The sequence below is a fragment of the Streptomyces sp. NBC_01012 genome, from assembly GCF_045162755.1.
In the GTDB taxonomy this organism is placed as follows: domain Bacteria; phylum Actinomycetota; class Actinomycetes; order Streptomycetales; family Streptomycetaceae; genus Streptomyces.
Genome location: NZ_CP108688.1, coordinates 1,280,548 through 1,296,209 on the forward strand (window position 1 = coordinate 1,280,548; position 15,662 = coordinate 1,296,209).

Annotated in this window: 10 protein-coding genes; 2 read left to right on the forward strand and 8 right to left on the reverse strand. The window is 65.8% G+C overall.

Translation table 11 applies throughout. The annotated features are described in order from the left end of the window. Positions 1 to 222 precede the first annotated feature (222 nt). The 5 genes from OG623_RS05530 to OG623_RS05550 form a co-directional block, all read right to left on the reverse strand. On the reverse strand, positions 223 to 1,338 hold the full coding sequence (locus OG623_RS05530; RefSeq protein WP_406144776.1) for a hypothetical protein: 1,116 nt from the start codon (positions 1,336 to 1,338) through the stop codon (positions 223 to 225). Continuing rightward, positions 1,335 to 2,270, reverse strand: a complete 936-nt coding sequence (locus tag OG623_RS05535; protein WP_406144778.1) for a lactate/malate family dehydrogenase — start codon at positions 2,268 to 2,270, stop codon at positions 1,335 to 1,337. The genes OG623_RS05530 and OG623_RS05535 overlap by 4 nt, the downstream gene beginning before the upstream one ends. After that, positions 2,234 to 3,421: a phosphotransferase gene (locus tag OG623_RS05540; protein ID WP_406144780.1), complete on the reverse strand. Its 1,188-nt coding sequence runs from the start codon at positions 3,419 to 3,421 to the stop codon at positions 2,234 to 2,236. The genes OG623_RS05535 and OG623_RS05540 overlap by 37 nt, the downstream gene beginning before the upstream one ends. A gap of 84 nt (positions 3,422 to 3,505) precedes the next feature. Continuing rightward, positions 3,506 to 4,255 carry a hypothetical protein gene (locus OG623_RS05545; protein ID WP_406144782.1) on the reverse strand — a complete coding sequence of 250 codons (750 nt, stop codon included), beginning with the start codon at positions 4,253 to 4,255 and terminating at the stop codon, positions 3,506 to 3,508. A 137-nt stretch (positions 4,256 to 4,392) separates the two neighbouring features. Then, on the reverse strand, positions 4,393 to 4,971 hold the full coding sequence (locus OG623_RS05550) for an ATP-binding protein (RefSeq protein ID WP_406144784.1): 579 nt from the start codon (positions 4,969 to 4,971) through the stop codon (positions 4,393 to 4,395). A gap of 568 nt (positions 4,972 to 5,539) precedes the next feature. Between OG623_RS05550 and OG623_RS05555 the strand changes: the two genes are divergently transcribed. Next, positions 5,540 to 6,445 (forward strand): hypothetical protein, encoded by a 906-nt coding sequence (locus OG623_RS05555; protein WP_406151693.1) that lies wholly within the window; start codon positions 5,540 to 5,542, stop codon positions 6,443 to 6,445. Then, positions 6,442 to 6,981 (forward strand): GNAT family N-acetyltransferase, encoded by a 540-nt coding sequence (locus OG623_RS05560; protein WP_406144786.1) that lies wholly within the window; start codon positions 6,442 to 6,444, stop codon positions 6,979 to 6,981. The genes OG623_RS05555 and OG623_RS05560 overlap by 4 nt, the downstream gene beginning before the upstream one ends. Before the next feature lie 505 nt (positions 6,982 to 7,486). Here the strand turns inward: OG623_RS05560 and OG623_RS05565 are convergent. The 3 genes from OG623_RS05565 to gcl all read right to left on the reverse strand — a co-directional run bounded on the left by OG623_RS05565 (position 7,487) and on the right by gcl (position 15,658). Then, positions 7,487 to 7,975, reverse strand: coding sequence for a hypothetical protein (locus tag OG623_RS05565; RefSeq protein ID WP_406144787.1), 489 nt, complete (start codon positions 7,973 to 7,975; stop codon positions 7,487 to 7,489). Positions 7,976 to 8,374: 399 nt separating this feature from the next. After that, complete coding sequence (locus OG623_RS05570; protein WP_406144789.1) at positions 8,375 to 13,159, reverse strand: caspase family protein; 4,785 nt, start codon at positions 13,157 to 13,159, stop codon at positions 8,375 to 8,377. A 714-nt stretch (positions 13,160 to 13,873) separates the two neighbouring features. Beyond that, entirely contained in the window at positions 13,874 to 15,658 is a 1,785-nt protein-coding gene (gene gcl / locus OG623_RS05575) for a glyoxylate carboligase (protein WP_406144791.1), read from the reverse strand. Positions 15,659 to 15,662 lie beyond the last annotated feature (4 nt).

The following is a 15,662-nucleotide window of genomic DNA, read 5'->3' on the forward strand; positions in this document are numbered from 1 at the left end:
CCGACGCGTCCACCCGGATGAGGGGTTGTTCCACGGTACGGGCAGGACGCGGCCGCGGCGGCGGTGCGATGCCAGTGCGGTGGTACGCGGGCGGGCGGCCCGGTCACCAGACCTGAAGGCCCGTGCAGCCCCCCCCCTTCGCGCTACCGCCGCGGCCCCTGTTTTCCCTGAACGAGGGCGTGGAGTACGGATACGGTCCCGCACTCCACGCCCTTTTCCATGTCAGAGGACGACATCGACGGCTTCCAGCAGGACAGCGGTGCTCGCCTCGGGGTCGTGGTTCATGGTGAGCGCCTGGTGAGACAGCCGGGCCAAGCGGCCTGCGAGGTCCTTGGTGGAGGTTTCGGCGGGCAGGAGCCCGAAGACGTCCGGGTACCGGTCCTCGGTAGCCGCGCCGAAGAAGTCGGCGTCCGCCACACCTCGGGCTGCGGGGGTCAGCCCGGGGTCACTGTGCTGAGCGATCTCGGGGAAGAGGACTCCGACCGCGTGCCCTTCAGTGGCCAGCGTCAGCCCGAGCCAGGTTTCCAGCTGATCGGGGAAGAACTGCGGCTTCATCTCGACTCCCGGCTTCTTCCACAGCGGGGTGCGGTCCCCGGCGAGGAGCGCGTCGGTCACCTTATGCTTCTGCGTGGGATGCATCCGCTCGCCGGCCTGCACGCGGGCGCGTACGGGCTCGTACCAGCCGAGCGCGTCGAGCAGGCCGAAGCCGATGGCCGCCGCGCTGGGCCAAGGCAGGACGCGGACGACTTCGCCGTCGAAACGAACGAACACCCGGTCGTTCGCGAGGAGATAAAGGCCGGTACGGGCGAGAAGGAACCCGGTGGTTGTCTTACCGGCCCCTTTGCTGCCCAGCGTGAGGAGCGTTGCGCCGTCAGCGGGGCGCATGACGGCCGATGCGTGGAGGATCTGCCAGCCGTCGGTGAGGAGCTGGCCTCGGACAATCTCCCTGGCGAGCCGGGCAGTAGCGGTGGCGACGGCTGTCTCATCGGTACCAACGATGCGCATGCGCCCGGCGGCCGGCTCCCAGGCGTACGACAACCCGTCCTCGGGCTGCGTAGCCGTGACAAGGCCGGTCTCGTCACGACTGACCAGCATCGGGGCCGTGGCATACGTGACCTCCTCCGCTCCCCCGGCAAGCACGCGGGCTCCCAGCGCCGCGTGCTGTACCTCGTCGACGTCGGCACGGATCACCGGACCGATGACGGTGCCCGGGTCGATGTCCGCAGCCGTCCACCACCGGCCAAGGTACCGGCCGGCCCAGTCGGTGATGGACGAGGTCTGACTGATGACGGTGACCGATTGGTTGTCGGCCGTCGTGATCCGGGTCGCGAAAGTCATGAGAATGACATCTCCTTTAGTGTGAAGCAGAGTTGGTGGTAGACGGCCTGCAACTTGGCTTCTGCGGCCGCCAGGTCGCGTTCCTCTTCGGCATCCAAGCGCGGGAGACACACGGTGGGGTGCCCTGAGGAGAAGTGCAACGGCATCCCCAGATAGGTGCCCTTCCTCGAGGCGGACAGTTCGACGAGCCCGTCCGTTACGCCCAGAACACGGGTGAGGGCGGACACCGTGGCAGCGGCAGGACCGGAGCGGACCCGGCCGATACCGGCGGCGATGCGGCCGGGCCTGGCGGCCATCTCCGCCCGGATCGCCTGGACGGGGATTCGGGCGGCCCGGCCATTGACCGTGGTGGAGGAGGCGCAGATCACCGCCAGGTCACCGTGCTCCCCGATCACATGCCCACGTACAGCCTGAGTCGGCACCCCCATCCTCCGGGCCAGAATGAACCTGTAGCGGGCGGTGTCGGTGCTCGATCCGATCCCCCACACCCGTGTGCTGCCGGACGCCTCCGCGTACAGCCGGGTCATCACGTCCACGGGGTTGGTCACCACGACTACCGGTCCCGTGAACCCTGCCAGTTCCTGGGCGAGGTGCCGGATCGTGAACCCGTTGGCGGTGAGGCCGGCCATGCGGATGTCTGCCGTGTGGTCGTTGGTGAAGGCGGCTCGCGGGCAGAGCACGATGGCATCACACGACTTCATTCGGGCGAGGTCGGCCCGGCACGCTCGAACGTGTGACGCGCTGACGAGGCTCATGTCCTCCAGATCGGCGACAAGCCCGTCGGCGCTGTGTCCGTGGAGGGACGAGACCATCACGGTGTCGCACCAACCGGCCTGGACCAGCAGTGTGCCTACGCCCTGACCGACGGCCCCGGCACCGATGATGCCGATGGCCGTCACCGGGTTGCCGCCCGTGCGACGTGAGCCAGGCACAGCCGCCACAGGTCACGCCCTGAACGATGGGGACCGAGCGCGGTGGTGCAGAGGTCGAGCATCCGACAGACAGCTCCGGCCTTCGCGACCACAGCCGCACCGTTCCGGGGCATCAGCAGACTCGTCGGGTGGGAGAGGTACGTGGTCAGAATGTTGGTGGTGTCCATCAGCCACAGGACGACGAGCTGCCTCAAAAGTCCACTCTCGTCCGCGGCTGACAGGTGCGCAGCCGCAGCGTCCGTATGCACCACGACTTGGTCCAGAACCATGCGGACGGCGTCTTCTCCCGGGCGGCGGGCGACCAGGTCGAGGAGGAGCCGGGAGAGGAGCTTGGCGAGGTCGGCGCAGGGTGGGTGACGCATCAGGCCCGGGTCGATGAACGTGGGTCGGCCGCCATCGAACGGGAACAGCACATGCTCCGGCTTCAGGTCTCCGAAGATGACCGTCCGCGCCGGGGAGGATGCGGCAGCGGCGTTGGCCCGACGCACACGAAAGGCAATGTCACGGAGTGTTTCCCCGTGCGGGGACCGGCTCAAGTACGCCTCGCCCCCTGGTCCGTTGAACTTGCGTAGGAAAGTCCCCGGGATTGACCTCTCAGTAATCGGCGCACGGTCGGCCAGCGCAACAACCTCGTGTCCGCGCAGCACCGGCGCGAGTTCCTGGCGCACGAGGTGTAGCAGTTCGGCTGTGCGCCCCGGGGACGCCGCGACCAGTTCGGCAAGGGTCGCTCCGTGAACGTGCTCGGTGAACAGCACCCCGGGGCGGAAGCCGACAACCTCGGGTACGCGCAGCCCTGCGCCGGCGAGCACGTGGATCTGTTGGGCCTCCCGTTCGAGGAGGGTGCCCGGTCTGGCGAGGTAGGCACTCTGAGCGGCCTTGACCGCGGACCAGTCACCGCCGCTCCCCCGAACGACGGAAACCAGCGACATCCCGAGCAGCTCCACCTTCGCGTATAACACGCCGCCGTCGACGGTGAGCCGCTGTACGTGGCTGGTGACGCTCGGGACGACGGGGCCGAGCTGAACAGTGGAGGTCGCCCACAGCTCGCCTGCAGCCTTTGCGATGTGCTCGGTCGCGTAGTGGGCTACCAGCTCCGGCGTGGGCGCTCGCAAGACGTCGGGGTGCAAGGTACTCGTGGCGAAGTGGGACATGGCGCACTCTTTTCTTCCGGGTCGACCGGTACGAGGGCATCGCAGGCAGGAGAGATCGCACATGCGGAGCGCACGATGTGCACGTCAGTCGCCGGGCGGCGTCGAGCCTGCCGATGCGGTGGTGCGGTGCAACGTGTCAGCAAGGAACAGAGCGTCGTCGGCATCCAAATAGTCGAAACGGATGCGGTTGCCACCGTGCCGGCCCCGGCAGTGCCCGCAGGTGGGCACCGACTCGACCAACGTCACCTGGCCGGTCGCGGAGATCACCCGCTCCAGTTCCCGGGCGAACCGCTCGTGGTCGTGCCAGTCCCCGAGGTCAAGGCCACACAGAACCGCATCGTCACCGCCGAGACTGCGGTACAGCTGCATGGCCACGTCCGTATCGAACACGCCGATGTCGATGAGGGCCCGCTCCCCCATGGTCTGGATGTCCAGGCGCCGCTCGACGCCGATGCGCGCCAGCGCGCGATGCAGCTGCAATGCCGCGTTCTGCACCTCGGTGAGACGGGCCTCTAACAGCCGCCCAAGAGACCGGACTTCCTGTTCCGAAGGCAGGAGGAGAAGCAGCTCGCGACCGGGGCAGGACAGAGGCTGTTCAAAACGCGCCACCTCTGCGGCGATGCCTTCGGCGAGTAGGTGGGCCCGCACGTTTCCGCGCGTCCAGGGATGGGCGGCCGAGGGCGTCAACCGCAGACGGCAGCCACCCGGAGCGCCGCCTTCCTCCAGCTCGAAGCCGAGACCGGCGTACTCCAGGACTAGCTTCAGCGCGCGAGTCGTGGCCGCCGCGGTCGTTGTATCGGCGTCGTCCGCCGCAGTCGTCAGCGAATTCGTCATCGGAATGTCCTCGTGGGGGTAGGTCCTGTCAGTGGTCCACTCGCTCCGGTCGCATCCCGCAAGGCCCTGACTCGGCGACTTCCGTACGGAGCCACGGGCAGCGATCTGAGCGGGCGGAAGATATTCGGTCGGCGCCCTCAGAGTTCCTTGATGCCGACGAGTACGCGACCGATCAAGTTCGGGTCGGCCCGCGTATCCCCGGACGCACGGAGGTCAGCCGTTGCACGCCGGCCCGCGGACGACACCGAAGAGTCGCGGCTCTTATCCGGGCTCGCGGGTGCGAGGGCGGTCTCAGCCCACACCACTTTGCCCGGCAGGCCACGGGCCAGGTAGTAACCCCAGTTACTGCTCATCGCCGCCACGATGAAGATTCCGCGCCCACCCGTCGCGTCGACGCCGACCTCCTTCAGAACGGGCGGCCTCACATCGCGGTCCCACACCGAAAGCCTGACGGCGTCGGGCGAGACCTCCAACAACAGCTCGAAGGTCTGCACGGTGCTCTGCGACGAGAACGGAAGCGTGGGCGCCTCGCCTTCCTCCGAGTGCCGCACGGCGTTGGTCGCCAGCTCGGACACCAGGAGCTTCGCCGTCTCGACGACATCGGAGGAGACGCCCCAGCCCGAGAGAACATCAACAGTGTGCAGCCGCGCCAGAGCCACAGCATGGGGCGTATCCGCCAACGCGAGCCGGCTCCTCCGGGTCTGTTCGTGGGGCACGGCAAGCCTCCTTCTCCAGAGAGGGAACAAGTAGTCACCAGCCACTCCCGAAGAGTGACTGACATCTAGATAACTCCGCTCCCCCGAAGGCCGGTTAGGGCTTTCAAGCGCTCGCCCAACAGGCTCACCTAGGGCGTTTTGACCTGCCCTTTACGTGGTGAGCCAAGAGCGCGGCAGCTACCGTGCCCGCATGGCCGCGATCCGCAACACCGCCCTTGAAGCGTGGATGACCGAGCATGGGTACAGCTCCAACAGCCTGGCCGATGCCGTCAACAGTGCTGTTGAAGAGCTGACGGGACGTATAAGCGGGCTCGACGGTTCATCGGTCCGTGCGTGGAAGGCAGGCCGAGTCACTTGGCCGAAGTCAGCAACCCGTACCGCGCTTGAGAACGTCACCGGCTTACCCGCCGTCGCCTTAGGGTTCGTTCCGCGAAGCCGGCCTTCACCCACCCCAGCGTCATCGCAGCAGGAGGAACCCGAAATGAAGCGCCGCACCCTCGTCGGCGGCATCGCTGCGGCAGCTGCCGCAGCAGCAGCCCCAGGGACAGCGTCACCGCGCCGGATCGGCATGAGCGACGTCAACCGGCTGAACAAGCGCTTCGCCGAGATCATCGCCAGCGACCACCGACACGGCGGGCAGCCTCGCATCGAGGAGCAGGCCGCAGCACTCGCCGACGAGGCGCTCAACCTCCAGAACGCGGGCAGCGCCACGCAGCGGGTACGCAGCAGTCTCTACGCCTCCGGAGCCGCGTTCCGCTCGTCTGCGATGTGGGCGGCCATCGACGGCCGGCGCTACGACGTCGCCAAGGCGCACATGCGTGAGGCCCAGGCTCTCGCCGAGATGTCGGGCGACCAGGCGATCAAGTTCCGCATCTGGAGTCACGCGGGCACCATGTACCGCCACATGGGCCGCCCCGCCGACGCGATCGCCGCCAACGATGTCGCACGCAACCTGCACCTCACCCGCCGCGACCCGCTGTTCGCGTCCCTCGGCCTGGCCCGCCAAGGCGCCATCCACGGCACGGCCCAAAATCGGACCGACACATATCGCGCCTTCGAACGGGCGCAGGACGCCATGCTGCGCGCCGATCCCGCCGACCACCGACCGGTTTGGTTGCTCGCCTTCTACGACCAGGCAGAACTGGACTCCTTGGCCCTCTCCGCGTTCCTGGCGCTCGGCGACTACCCGACCGCCGAGTACCACGCCCACCGCTGCCTGGCCTCCCTCCGGCCCCACATGGTCAGATCCCGGGCCATCACCACAACCCGTCTCGCGCATGCCCTCCTCGCCCAGGGCGCGGCCGAGGCCGCAACAGCCACCGCGATGAAGGTCCCCCCGGACGCTGCCACCCGCCACGCCCGCGTGTCGCGCATGCTCCAGGAGTTCGGAGCCGCACTCCGCGCCACCGCCCCGCGCAGCACCACCGTCCAGACCTGGACCGAGCACACCACCACCTGGAGGTCCGCCGCATGACCACGGCACCCGCCACCGAGCTGCGCACCTTTACCAGCCTGGACACCATCCGCGGCGACCTCCTCGACGTGTACGCCGAGGTTCGCGCCCCACTGCTCCACCTGCCGAACTATGCGGTGACCGCGTTCGGCGAACGCATCGACAGGCACTCCACCGAAGCTGGGTTCACAGCCGTCCTTGCGTACGCGGACGACCAGCCGGTCGGCTACGCCTACAGCAACACCATCGAGCACGGGGACCGCTACTGGCAGCGCACCAGCCCGACGCCGGAGGCGAAGTACACGGAACGCCCAGCCGTGGCCCTGAAGGAGATCGGCGTGCGCCCGGCCTGGCGCAAGACCGGCACAGCCCGCCGCACCCACGACGCCCTCCTCGCCACCCGCGACGAGCCGTACGTCACGCTCATGGTCAACGGAGCCGCCGGCGACGGAAAGGTCCACGCGCTCTACACGTCATGGGGCTACGAGAACATCGGCCAAAGCCAGCCGTCACCAGCCTCCCCGGTCCTCACCGTAATGATCCGCGCCAGCCGCTGACCCGCGCCCATGTCTCCATTCGACGTGGGGCGGTTCACTTCTCTGACACACGCCCGCCAAGAGACTGGATCAGCGTCTCCTCGGAGAGCTCTCGAACCCCGACATCGGGGTGGTCATCCCTTCCCACCCTCGCCAACCGGCGGATCTGCTCATAGTTCCGGGGATCAATGAACACCGGAACTATGAGTCGCGTACATCATCTGAGTACGTTCGGCCGCCGACGCCACAAGGCTGCGCAGTACTTGGGCGAACACCCTCGTCCGTGCTGGGTGCTGGGTGCTGGGTGTTGGAAAAGCGGGTCTTGGAAGTTAAGTGGTGTGACATGGCCATGCCATCTCGGCAACCGTAGATCAGGAGTCACTCCGGGCAGATGCCGCACAGGCGCCGAGCCGCGTCAGTACTCCCGTCACCGGCTGTCATGTACGCACGCGCCGCTTAACTTCTAAGACCCGTCATGGTGCACCGCCGCCATTGGGTATGGCTACAGTTCCATCCCGAGGTCCCATCAAGATCGGCTACAACTTTTCACGGGCTCGATGGAGACGATCCAGTTAATCGGCGTTTTCCTCAGGATCTCCCCCTTGACGACCACGTCATCTCCAGCAGTTCCCACAAGCTCACCGCACATGCTCTCACCCCGAGTGACCACCCGAACCATCGCTTTTGCGGGGTCCGAAACCGGACCGAACCAGGTGAAGCCGAGAGCGGTCACCAGGAGCGAAAGCGCCGCTAGGGTCAGGAGAGCCGCGCACCAGATCCGTCGCGCAATGGCCCTGACCTCTTTCCTGGTCCATTCGCGAAGTCCCTCACCGGTCAGGAGGATTTCCTCGCCGGGGGTCCCGGCAGCCGCCCGGACGGCGAAGACCGTCGCCGCGACGAGGCCTCCGAACGTCGTGACGAGCAGCACGGCGACAGTCACCCTTGTCCAGGGGACCAGATCACCCACAGTCTCGCGCCCCTTGACGACCAACACGACCCCCAGCAGGGCGGTCATACCGGCCAGCCCGGCCCGCCATGCCTCCGCCTGCTTGCGTGCAGTCGACAACTGCTCCAGCCGCAGCTCCTGGGCACGCTGAGCCCACCGCTTGCGCTCGATACTCATCCGATGTCGACCGACCAGTAGGCGCCGCATCCCGTATCCGGTGACTCGGGAGGCCTGTCCCCGTGCCAATAGCCGCATTCGCAGTACATCGTCACCTTCCTCAGCTGCGTCCGCCGAGCCCGCCGGAAAAGACCCTTCGCACCTTGAGGAGTGCCGAACACGAACGTCATCTCGGTGCGGGCCGCGCATTGAGGACACAGTCCCGCAACAGTGAGTCCATCCTCGTCTCGCACCACAGCGAAGCCTGTCTGGAGAGGGAACTCCACTTCGGCAAAGGTGACGCCGCCGTGATCAATCATCAAAAAGCTCCTCCGCGAGGACCAGGGAGAACAGGCGGGCGTAAACTCGCACCCTTTTCAGAACGTTCACGGCTGGTTCCCCCGTCGCTTCGGCCGCCCGTGTGAAGTGGTCCGGGCCCACGCAGCCCCTGAGTTCCGGCTTCTGCCCATCTAGATGGACAGTCAGCGCAAGCAAATCACGCCAGTGCACGATGCCCTCTGGGACCGCGTCGGCCGCGTATACGAGACGCAGACCGAGCGGAGCCATCCGGGTGAGCCGCTGGTGGGTCTCCTGCAGTGACATGCCGAGCCGTCCGGCGATCTGCACCAGGCGCAGGGCGTCTACTTCCCTCAAGTAGACGTCGTGCATACCGAAGGTGGGTATTTCCCGAGGGGTTACGAGCAATTCGTGGTCGTAAAGATCCGGATGCCAAGCGCTCAACTCCTCGGCGTCTTTCTTCGAAAGCTCCGGGAGAGGCGCACCCAGTACTCGATAGGGGGCGACGGTGTCGAGGAACTCGCCGACAGTGGAACCGAAGTCGAGGGCACCGGAAATGATTTGCCCGACACCGAGGGTCCAGTCCACAGGTTCCACGGCCCAGCGTGGAGTGACCAAATATTCCTGGAACAGCCAAGGTTGGAGGACCTCGGCACTTTGAGCGATCTCGGGGAGCTGAGCCTCGGGATAGGTACTGGAGAAGCAGTCGCGGGCTTCTCCGATTGATCCGATAATCATTGACGCTAGAAAAACCAGGTCCGGTTCGGTGATCGCCACGTTCGGGACTGTGAAAACGGTCAGTTCTTCCATCTGGATGGTCACACCTCGCCGCATGTAGCGACCGGACAATGTCGCCGCCACTGCCAAAGATGCGGGGCGGTCCAGGAATACCTGTCGGCCTGTCCAAGGATCTATGATCTGCAGCGCTTGGTCGATGAATCCGACGGTGTCGGCATCGGGCACCAGATCCTCCTCACCGTTGGCCTCCGGCAGCCGAAGGAGTCCGCAATCTTCCAGCGCCCCGAGTTCCAACCTAACTTCTTGATAGCTCGTTCCAGCCAGTCCAGCGATATGAATCAGCTGGATGGGTGTCAGAGCACTGCCAACCACCTCCAGATGTCGCAGCGCCTCCACCTGCACCTGACTGAGCGACGCCGGGTACAGCTCACGTCCAGCCACGCTCACCCCCAGAGGGAAAAATCGTTCGCACATCTCAAGGATCTGCGAGATGTCCCGGCCGAGTTCACCCGCCGCGTGGGCGATGTGGGCGGGCTGCAGCGCCCCAGAATTCCAGGGAGGGAGGGTGCCGAGTCGCACTGAGAGAAGCCTCATCTCAGCCACCGTGCATATGTGGTCTCCAAGCTGACCGAGTTCTGCACACGGCCCGACCCATCCTGCGGGCGCTGCCGCAGCCGCCCTGCGCACCACCTCGCGCAGCGGCTGGTCAAGTCGCACGGATGCCTTGACCAGACTCCCAGCAGTGCTTGAAGAAGACGGCAGACCCGGTGGAGACCATGCGGCAAGCGCCCCGGCAAGCGCGGCGTCCTCCTCCTTGAATGTCAGGTCGACAGAGGCACAGCGGTGCAGATGGCGCAAGTCCAGACCCGTTATTGCAAATTTTCGCAATCGACGGAGAAGTTCCGCAACCGTCTGCTTCTCATGCGCGGTTGCGTCGAGAATATCATCGAGCAGAACTGGGCTATCCTCACCATATCGGCGACGAAGCCGGGCCAAGAGAGCTCCGTCAATGGGATCGGCCAGGGGAAAACCCTCGACAGAGAGCGCCTGAGGTATGCGACGGAAGTTTCGCTGAGTACTGGACCTTCCCTTCCAGGCGCCGGACCGCCAGATCGTGAACCATCGAGGGTAAAAATAGTGGTTTCTGCTCTTTGGGTCGAAGAGTTCCTTGTCCTGGGGAACGCAACCAACCTCCACCAGTGGAACACTGGCACTCTGGCCCCAGCCGCCACCAATTGGTATCTCGACTCCGGCTTCGACGAGATGTTCAAAAACACGCTCGGCCACCTCTGCCGAGGAATCAGTAACTTCCCACAACCAAGACAGCGTCAATCCCGGCCACGCGTTCAGGGCAGGCAGTGAGTCATCGACTTTGCCATAAACCCAGTCTTCATGCCAGGTGCGAAGCTTCTTTCGGTCGACGGTGAATTGAGGGCGGTGTTCGTCGCGCAGATTAACGATCAACCCGTAAATCTCCTCGTTGGTACGCAGACCATCCGCCGCCAGACCACCCACGCCCGACACCCACCAGAGATCACGATCAAATTTGAGCGATTCAGCCGAATCATCCTGATATCGCAACTGGCGGGGCTGCCATTCCTCCGGAGCCGAGTCATGCTCAGCGGCAACAACCCTGTATTCGGCGATCCACAACAGCCGGCGAAGCGTCTGCAGAAGGGAGATCTTCTTGTCGGACTCTTCGTCTCCAGTGAGGTAGAGCCTGATCCTGGTTCCACCTTGCAGCATTTCTTCCGATGGAGTCACCTGCATCAGGCTGCCACTGCTGGCAATCCGGACCGCAAATCCCTCAGAGGAGGGAATGCCCTGCTGATCCACAGGGCGCGTGTACAGAATAATCTCGTCCGCAATCATGAAATAGCTGAAGACTCCAACGCCGAACTGACTATTGGAGACCATACGTAGTGGTGGATCGAGTTCCTGCCAAACGGCGTGTTCGGCACGGTAGTCCTGCGAGTAGACGAATCTCTCCCCGGCGCGAGAAAAGACATGCTCCAGCACTTCCCGGGTCATACCGACGCCGTTGTCCTCGCATTCGATGTATTCTCGGTCGCCGTCTAAGCCCTGCCGGAAGCCGATCTCCCCAGTCCACGGCGCGGGACGCCGCCCTTTCCTCCGTAGCCCTTCGAGACGAGTATCCCGGTATCGGCAGGCGTCCAGAGAGTTCTGGTAGAGTTCACGGATCGCAAGTCCGGGATCGTCGTAGAGTTGTCGCCCCATCAGCAGTTCGCGGATCTTGTCCTCGGAGAGCCGGAACCGGGTGAGGGGCACCTCGTACACGGCGGTGCCGTCCGGGCCCGGACGGTCGGGCCTCACTCCGTCATGAGTGATCCGGAAGGGCAGTGCGTCGGCGACCAGGCCCAGCCGCCCGAGTTCATGCAGACGACTCAAGACATGCTGCCCGGCGTTGGCCACGGCCTGGAAGGCATCCTGCTGGGCGGGATGAGTGCAGATCAGTGCCAGTTCGAGGTCCCCCTTGCGTCTCTGCATACGAAGCAGATCCGCGGCGTCCTTGACCGAGGCAAGGGACAACTCGAGGCCGGTGCCGATGTGATCGGCGATCACTGCGGGCAGGCGGCGTGGATCGGCCGCCAGGGTCCCCGCAAGCCACAAAACTCCAGTCCTCCCCCGCCAGTCGTCCGGCAACGCAGCGAGTCTCTCCTCCAGCCGTCCGTCGGCCGGCCCTGCGGCAACCGCGCGGATCAACGTCTCCACCAGATGGCGGCACTCACCCTGGCTTAGATCGGCCACGATCCCGCGGATCAGGTACGCCCCTCGATCAGCACAGACCTGTGAACGCTGGAGCTTCCACAGACCAGTGAAGCCATCAAGCCAGCGGTGGACCAGCCACATGACGAGGGTCTCCGCGGCTTCCGTCTCGTGCCGGCGGGTCAGTCCCTCGACCCGACGGGTCACCTGGGGGTACATCTCGTGGGTGAGCTCAAGGTCTGTACGGTGGCCCCGCTCGTAGCAACGCTTGAAGTCACCTGGCCGGATCACAGCGGCCTTTCGCACTCCTTCCGCGAGGACCGCCTCACGCATGAAGGGTGCTGCAATCATCACCGCTGCCTCCTCCGGCAGGATCGGGGGGCCCTCGGTGAGGATTTCCGCGGTGAAGTCGATGGTTCTGGACGGATAGTTCGGGTCGAACCAGTGGTCGGTCATTCCCGTCTTCTCACGGAGCAGATTAGAGACCTCCAGATGTGTGCGCGCACAGTCTTCCGCGATCCCCGTCACATGTCCCCGTATCTCATCCGTGACTCCGGAGGTCAGGTCCCAGAGACGGTTGTCCGCGGCGACGCGGCGCCACGCGGAGACAAGTTCGTCACCCTCGCAAATCACCTGGTCCGCGGCATCTCGCAGCATCGTCACCGGGTAGGCGTTCGGAACCTGGGAGCGATCGTCTCCTCGCCCCGTAGTCCTGCGCATTTCCTTGGTGACCTCATTGAGTACCGTGGACAGTGTGCGCGCCGGGTGGCGGCGGTCGAGTACCCGGGCGAGTGTTCTCGTGAACACGCTGCCGTCCTCGCCGTAGTGGCAGACCTGCCCGGGTGCGCACCCCGCTACCATCACCTGCGAGCCTCCCGCCGGGTAATGGAGCACACCTCCCCCGCCCCCCTCCGAAGGAAGGCCGGCCGGGGAGTCTCGGCACGCATCGACGAAGAACACCACGAGTTTGGCCCGGCAGTGGCTTAAGTCGGGAATCACGGGCACAAGGCTGTCCAGGACAAGCTCCCCGCCCTCGCGGAAGGCATCGCTGGGAACCAGGTAGTCAACTCCGTCGATGCTGACGCCATGTCCAGAGAAGTAGAGCAGCAGCACACTGCCCTCCGGGGCTCCAGCACAGGCCTTCCTTATGGCAGCCCGAATACGGTTTCCGCTCGGATCCAGCCTGTCCTCACCGATCGAATCGACCGAGTAGGAAGACAGTGTCAGTGCCGACCGCATCTTCTCAAGGTCGTTCCTCACTACCTGCGAGATGGGGGAGAATGTCGTGTCATCACATTGCGGCACACCGATGAGTAGCGCTTGACGTTGCGTCACCGGCCTATGGTACGAAAAGTGCCCATCAGCCGGCAGCCGATCTACACAACCAACTGCTGCCCTCAGCAGCGTGGTCGCCCACGCCAGGTCGTGCGGATCTTGCCCAGGACGCCCCAGTTCTTCAGGCGAGCGAATCCGTGCTCGCCCAATGCCCGGCCGGACCGCCAAAGCCTTGTTGGACAGCGTCTGCCCTCGTGTCCGAGGCCGTTCGGGCGGGCTGCAGGCGGTGATCGCCGCCGGGTCGGCGCCGAAATCGCTGTCGTCGAGCCCGAAGTATCTCAGGGTCGGCAATTGCACCGAGCCTGGCCGCCCGCAACTTCTGCGTGAGCTTGTCGTGACGGCAAGCGGTGATCTCCGAGGTCCGTCCCGGGTCCGACCGCGGAGACCCAGACCAATCGGCCCTCTTCCCGGCGGAGATCGGCTTCGGCCAGATCTGCCCCACGCGCTGCTCAGCAGCCGGCAGCGCGTGAGCGAGGCGTGAGCGGACGGTCCGACACAGGGCGGCGTGAGCCATGAGCCGGATCAATTCGCTCGCCGCGCAGTGCTGACCAGGGGAAATAGCAGCGCGCGGCAGCGCCAGGCATCCTCCAGCAGGGATCCAATCCCACTCCTGAAGCGGGTGTCACAGGTGCGCTTCCTGCCGGCGCAAGCCGAAAGAGCACCCACGGTCGCCCGTAGGTGCTCTCCAGGAACACGACTGCGGCCCCTCCGGGGTCAGGCCTCCGCGAACGGCCGGATCGCCGTCGGGGCGTGGCCCGGCTCCGTGGCCAGGTCCTCGAACTCGTTGACCGACGCGATGTCGCTCCCGCTCATCGAGATGTTCGTGACCCGCTCCAGGATCGCCTCGACGACGACCGGGACCCGGTGCTCGGCTGCGAGCTTCTTGGCCTCCTCGAAGGCCGGCAGGAGTTGGTCGGGCTCGGTGACGCGGATCGCCCTGCAGCCGAGGCCCTCGACGACCTTGACGTGGTCGACGCCGTAGAAGCCCAGCTCCGGGGAGTTGAGGTTCTCGAACTCCAGGTTGACCTGGAAGTCGATGTCGAAGTTCCGCTGCGCCTGCCTGATGAGTCCCAGGTAGGAGTTGTTCACCAACACGTGGACGTACGGGATACGGTGCTGCGCCCCGACGGCGAGCTCCTCCAGCATGAACTGGAAGTCGTAGTCGCCGGAGAGCGCGACCACCGAGCCGTCCGGGTCGGCCGTGGCGACGCCCAGCGCGGCGGGGATCGTCCAGCCCAGCGGCCCGGCCTGGCCGCAGTTGATCCAGTGGCGCGGCCGGTGGACGTGCAGCATCTGCGCGCCCGCGATCTGGGAGAGGCCGATCGTCGTCACGTACCGGGTCTCGGGGCCGAATGCCCGGTTCATCTCCTCGTACACCCGCTGCGGCTTCAGCGGCACGTCGTCGAAGTGCGTACGGCGCTGAAGGGTCGCACGGCGTTCCTGGGTGGACGCCGCCCACCGCGAGCGGTCCTTCAGCTTCCCCTCGGCCTTCAGCTCGCGCGCCACCTCGACGAAGAGTTCCAGCGCGGCCTTCGCGTCGGAGGCGATACCGAGGTCCGGGGCGAAGATCTTGCCCAGCTGGGTGGGCTCGATGTCGACGTGGACGAAGGTGCGGCCCTCGGTGTAGACGTCCAGCTTGCCGGTGTGGCGGTTGGCCCAGCGGTTGCCGATGCCGAGGACGAAGTCGGACTCCAGGAAGTTCGCGTTGCCGTAGCGGTGCGAGGTCTGCAGGCCGACCATGCCCGCGTTCAGGTCGTGGTCGTCGGGAAGGATGCCCCAGCCCATCAGGGTGGGGACGACCGGGACGCCCGTCAGCTCGGCGAACTCCACGAGAAGCGCCGACGCGTCGGCGTTGATGATGCCGCCACCCGCGACCAGCAGCGGCCGCTCGGAGGCGTTGAGCATCTCGACGGCCCGCTCGATCTGCCTGCGGCTCGCGGCGGGCTTGTGGACGGGCAGCGGCTCGTACAGCTCGGGGTCGAACTCGATCTCGGTGAGCTGCACATCGATCGGCAGATCGACGAGGACCGGTCCCGGCCGGCCCGTACGCATCAGATGGAAGGCCCGCTGGAGGACGCCGGGCACCTGCGCGGCCTCCAGGACGGTGGTGGCCGCCTTGGTGACCGGTGCGGCGATGGACGCGATGTCGACGGCCTGGAAGTCCTCCTTGTGGAGCACGGCGGTCGGCGCCTGACCGGTGATGCAGAGGATCGGGATGGAGTCGGCGATGGCCGAGTAGAGGCCGGTGATCATGTCGGTGCCCGCGGGCCCCGACGTACCGATGCAGACGCCGATGTTCCCCGCCGTCGCACGGGTGTAGCCCTCCGCCATGTGGGAGGCGCCCTCGACGTGGCGGGCAAGGGTGTGCTGGACGCCGCCGGAGGCCTTGAGGGCCGCGTAGAACGGGTTGATCGCCGCACCCGGCACACCGAACGCGTTGCTGACGCCTTCACGCTTGAGGATCTCAACTGCCGCTCGGGCAGCGGTCATACGAGGCATGAGT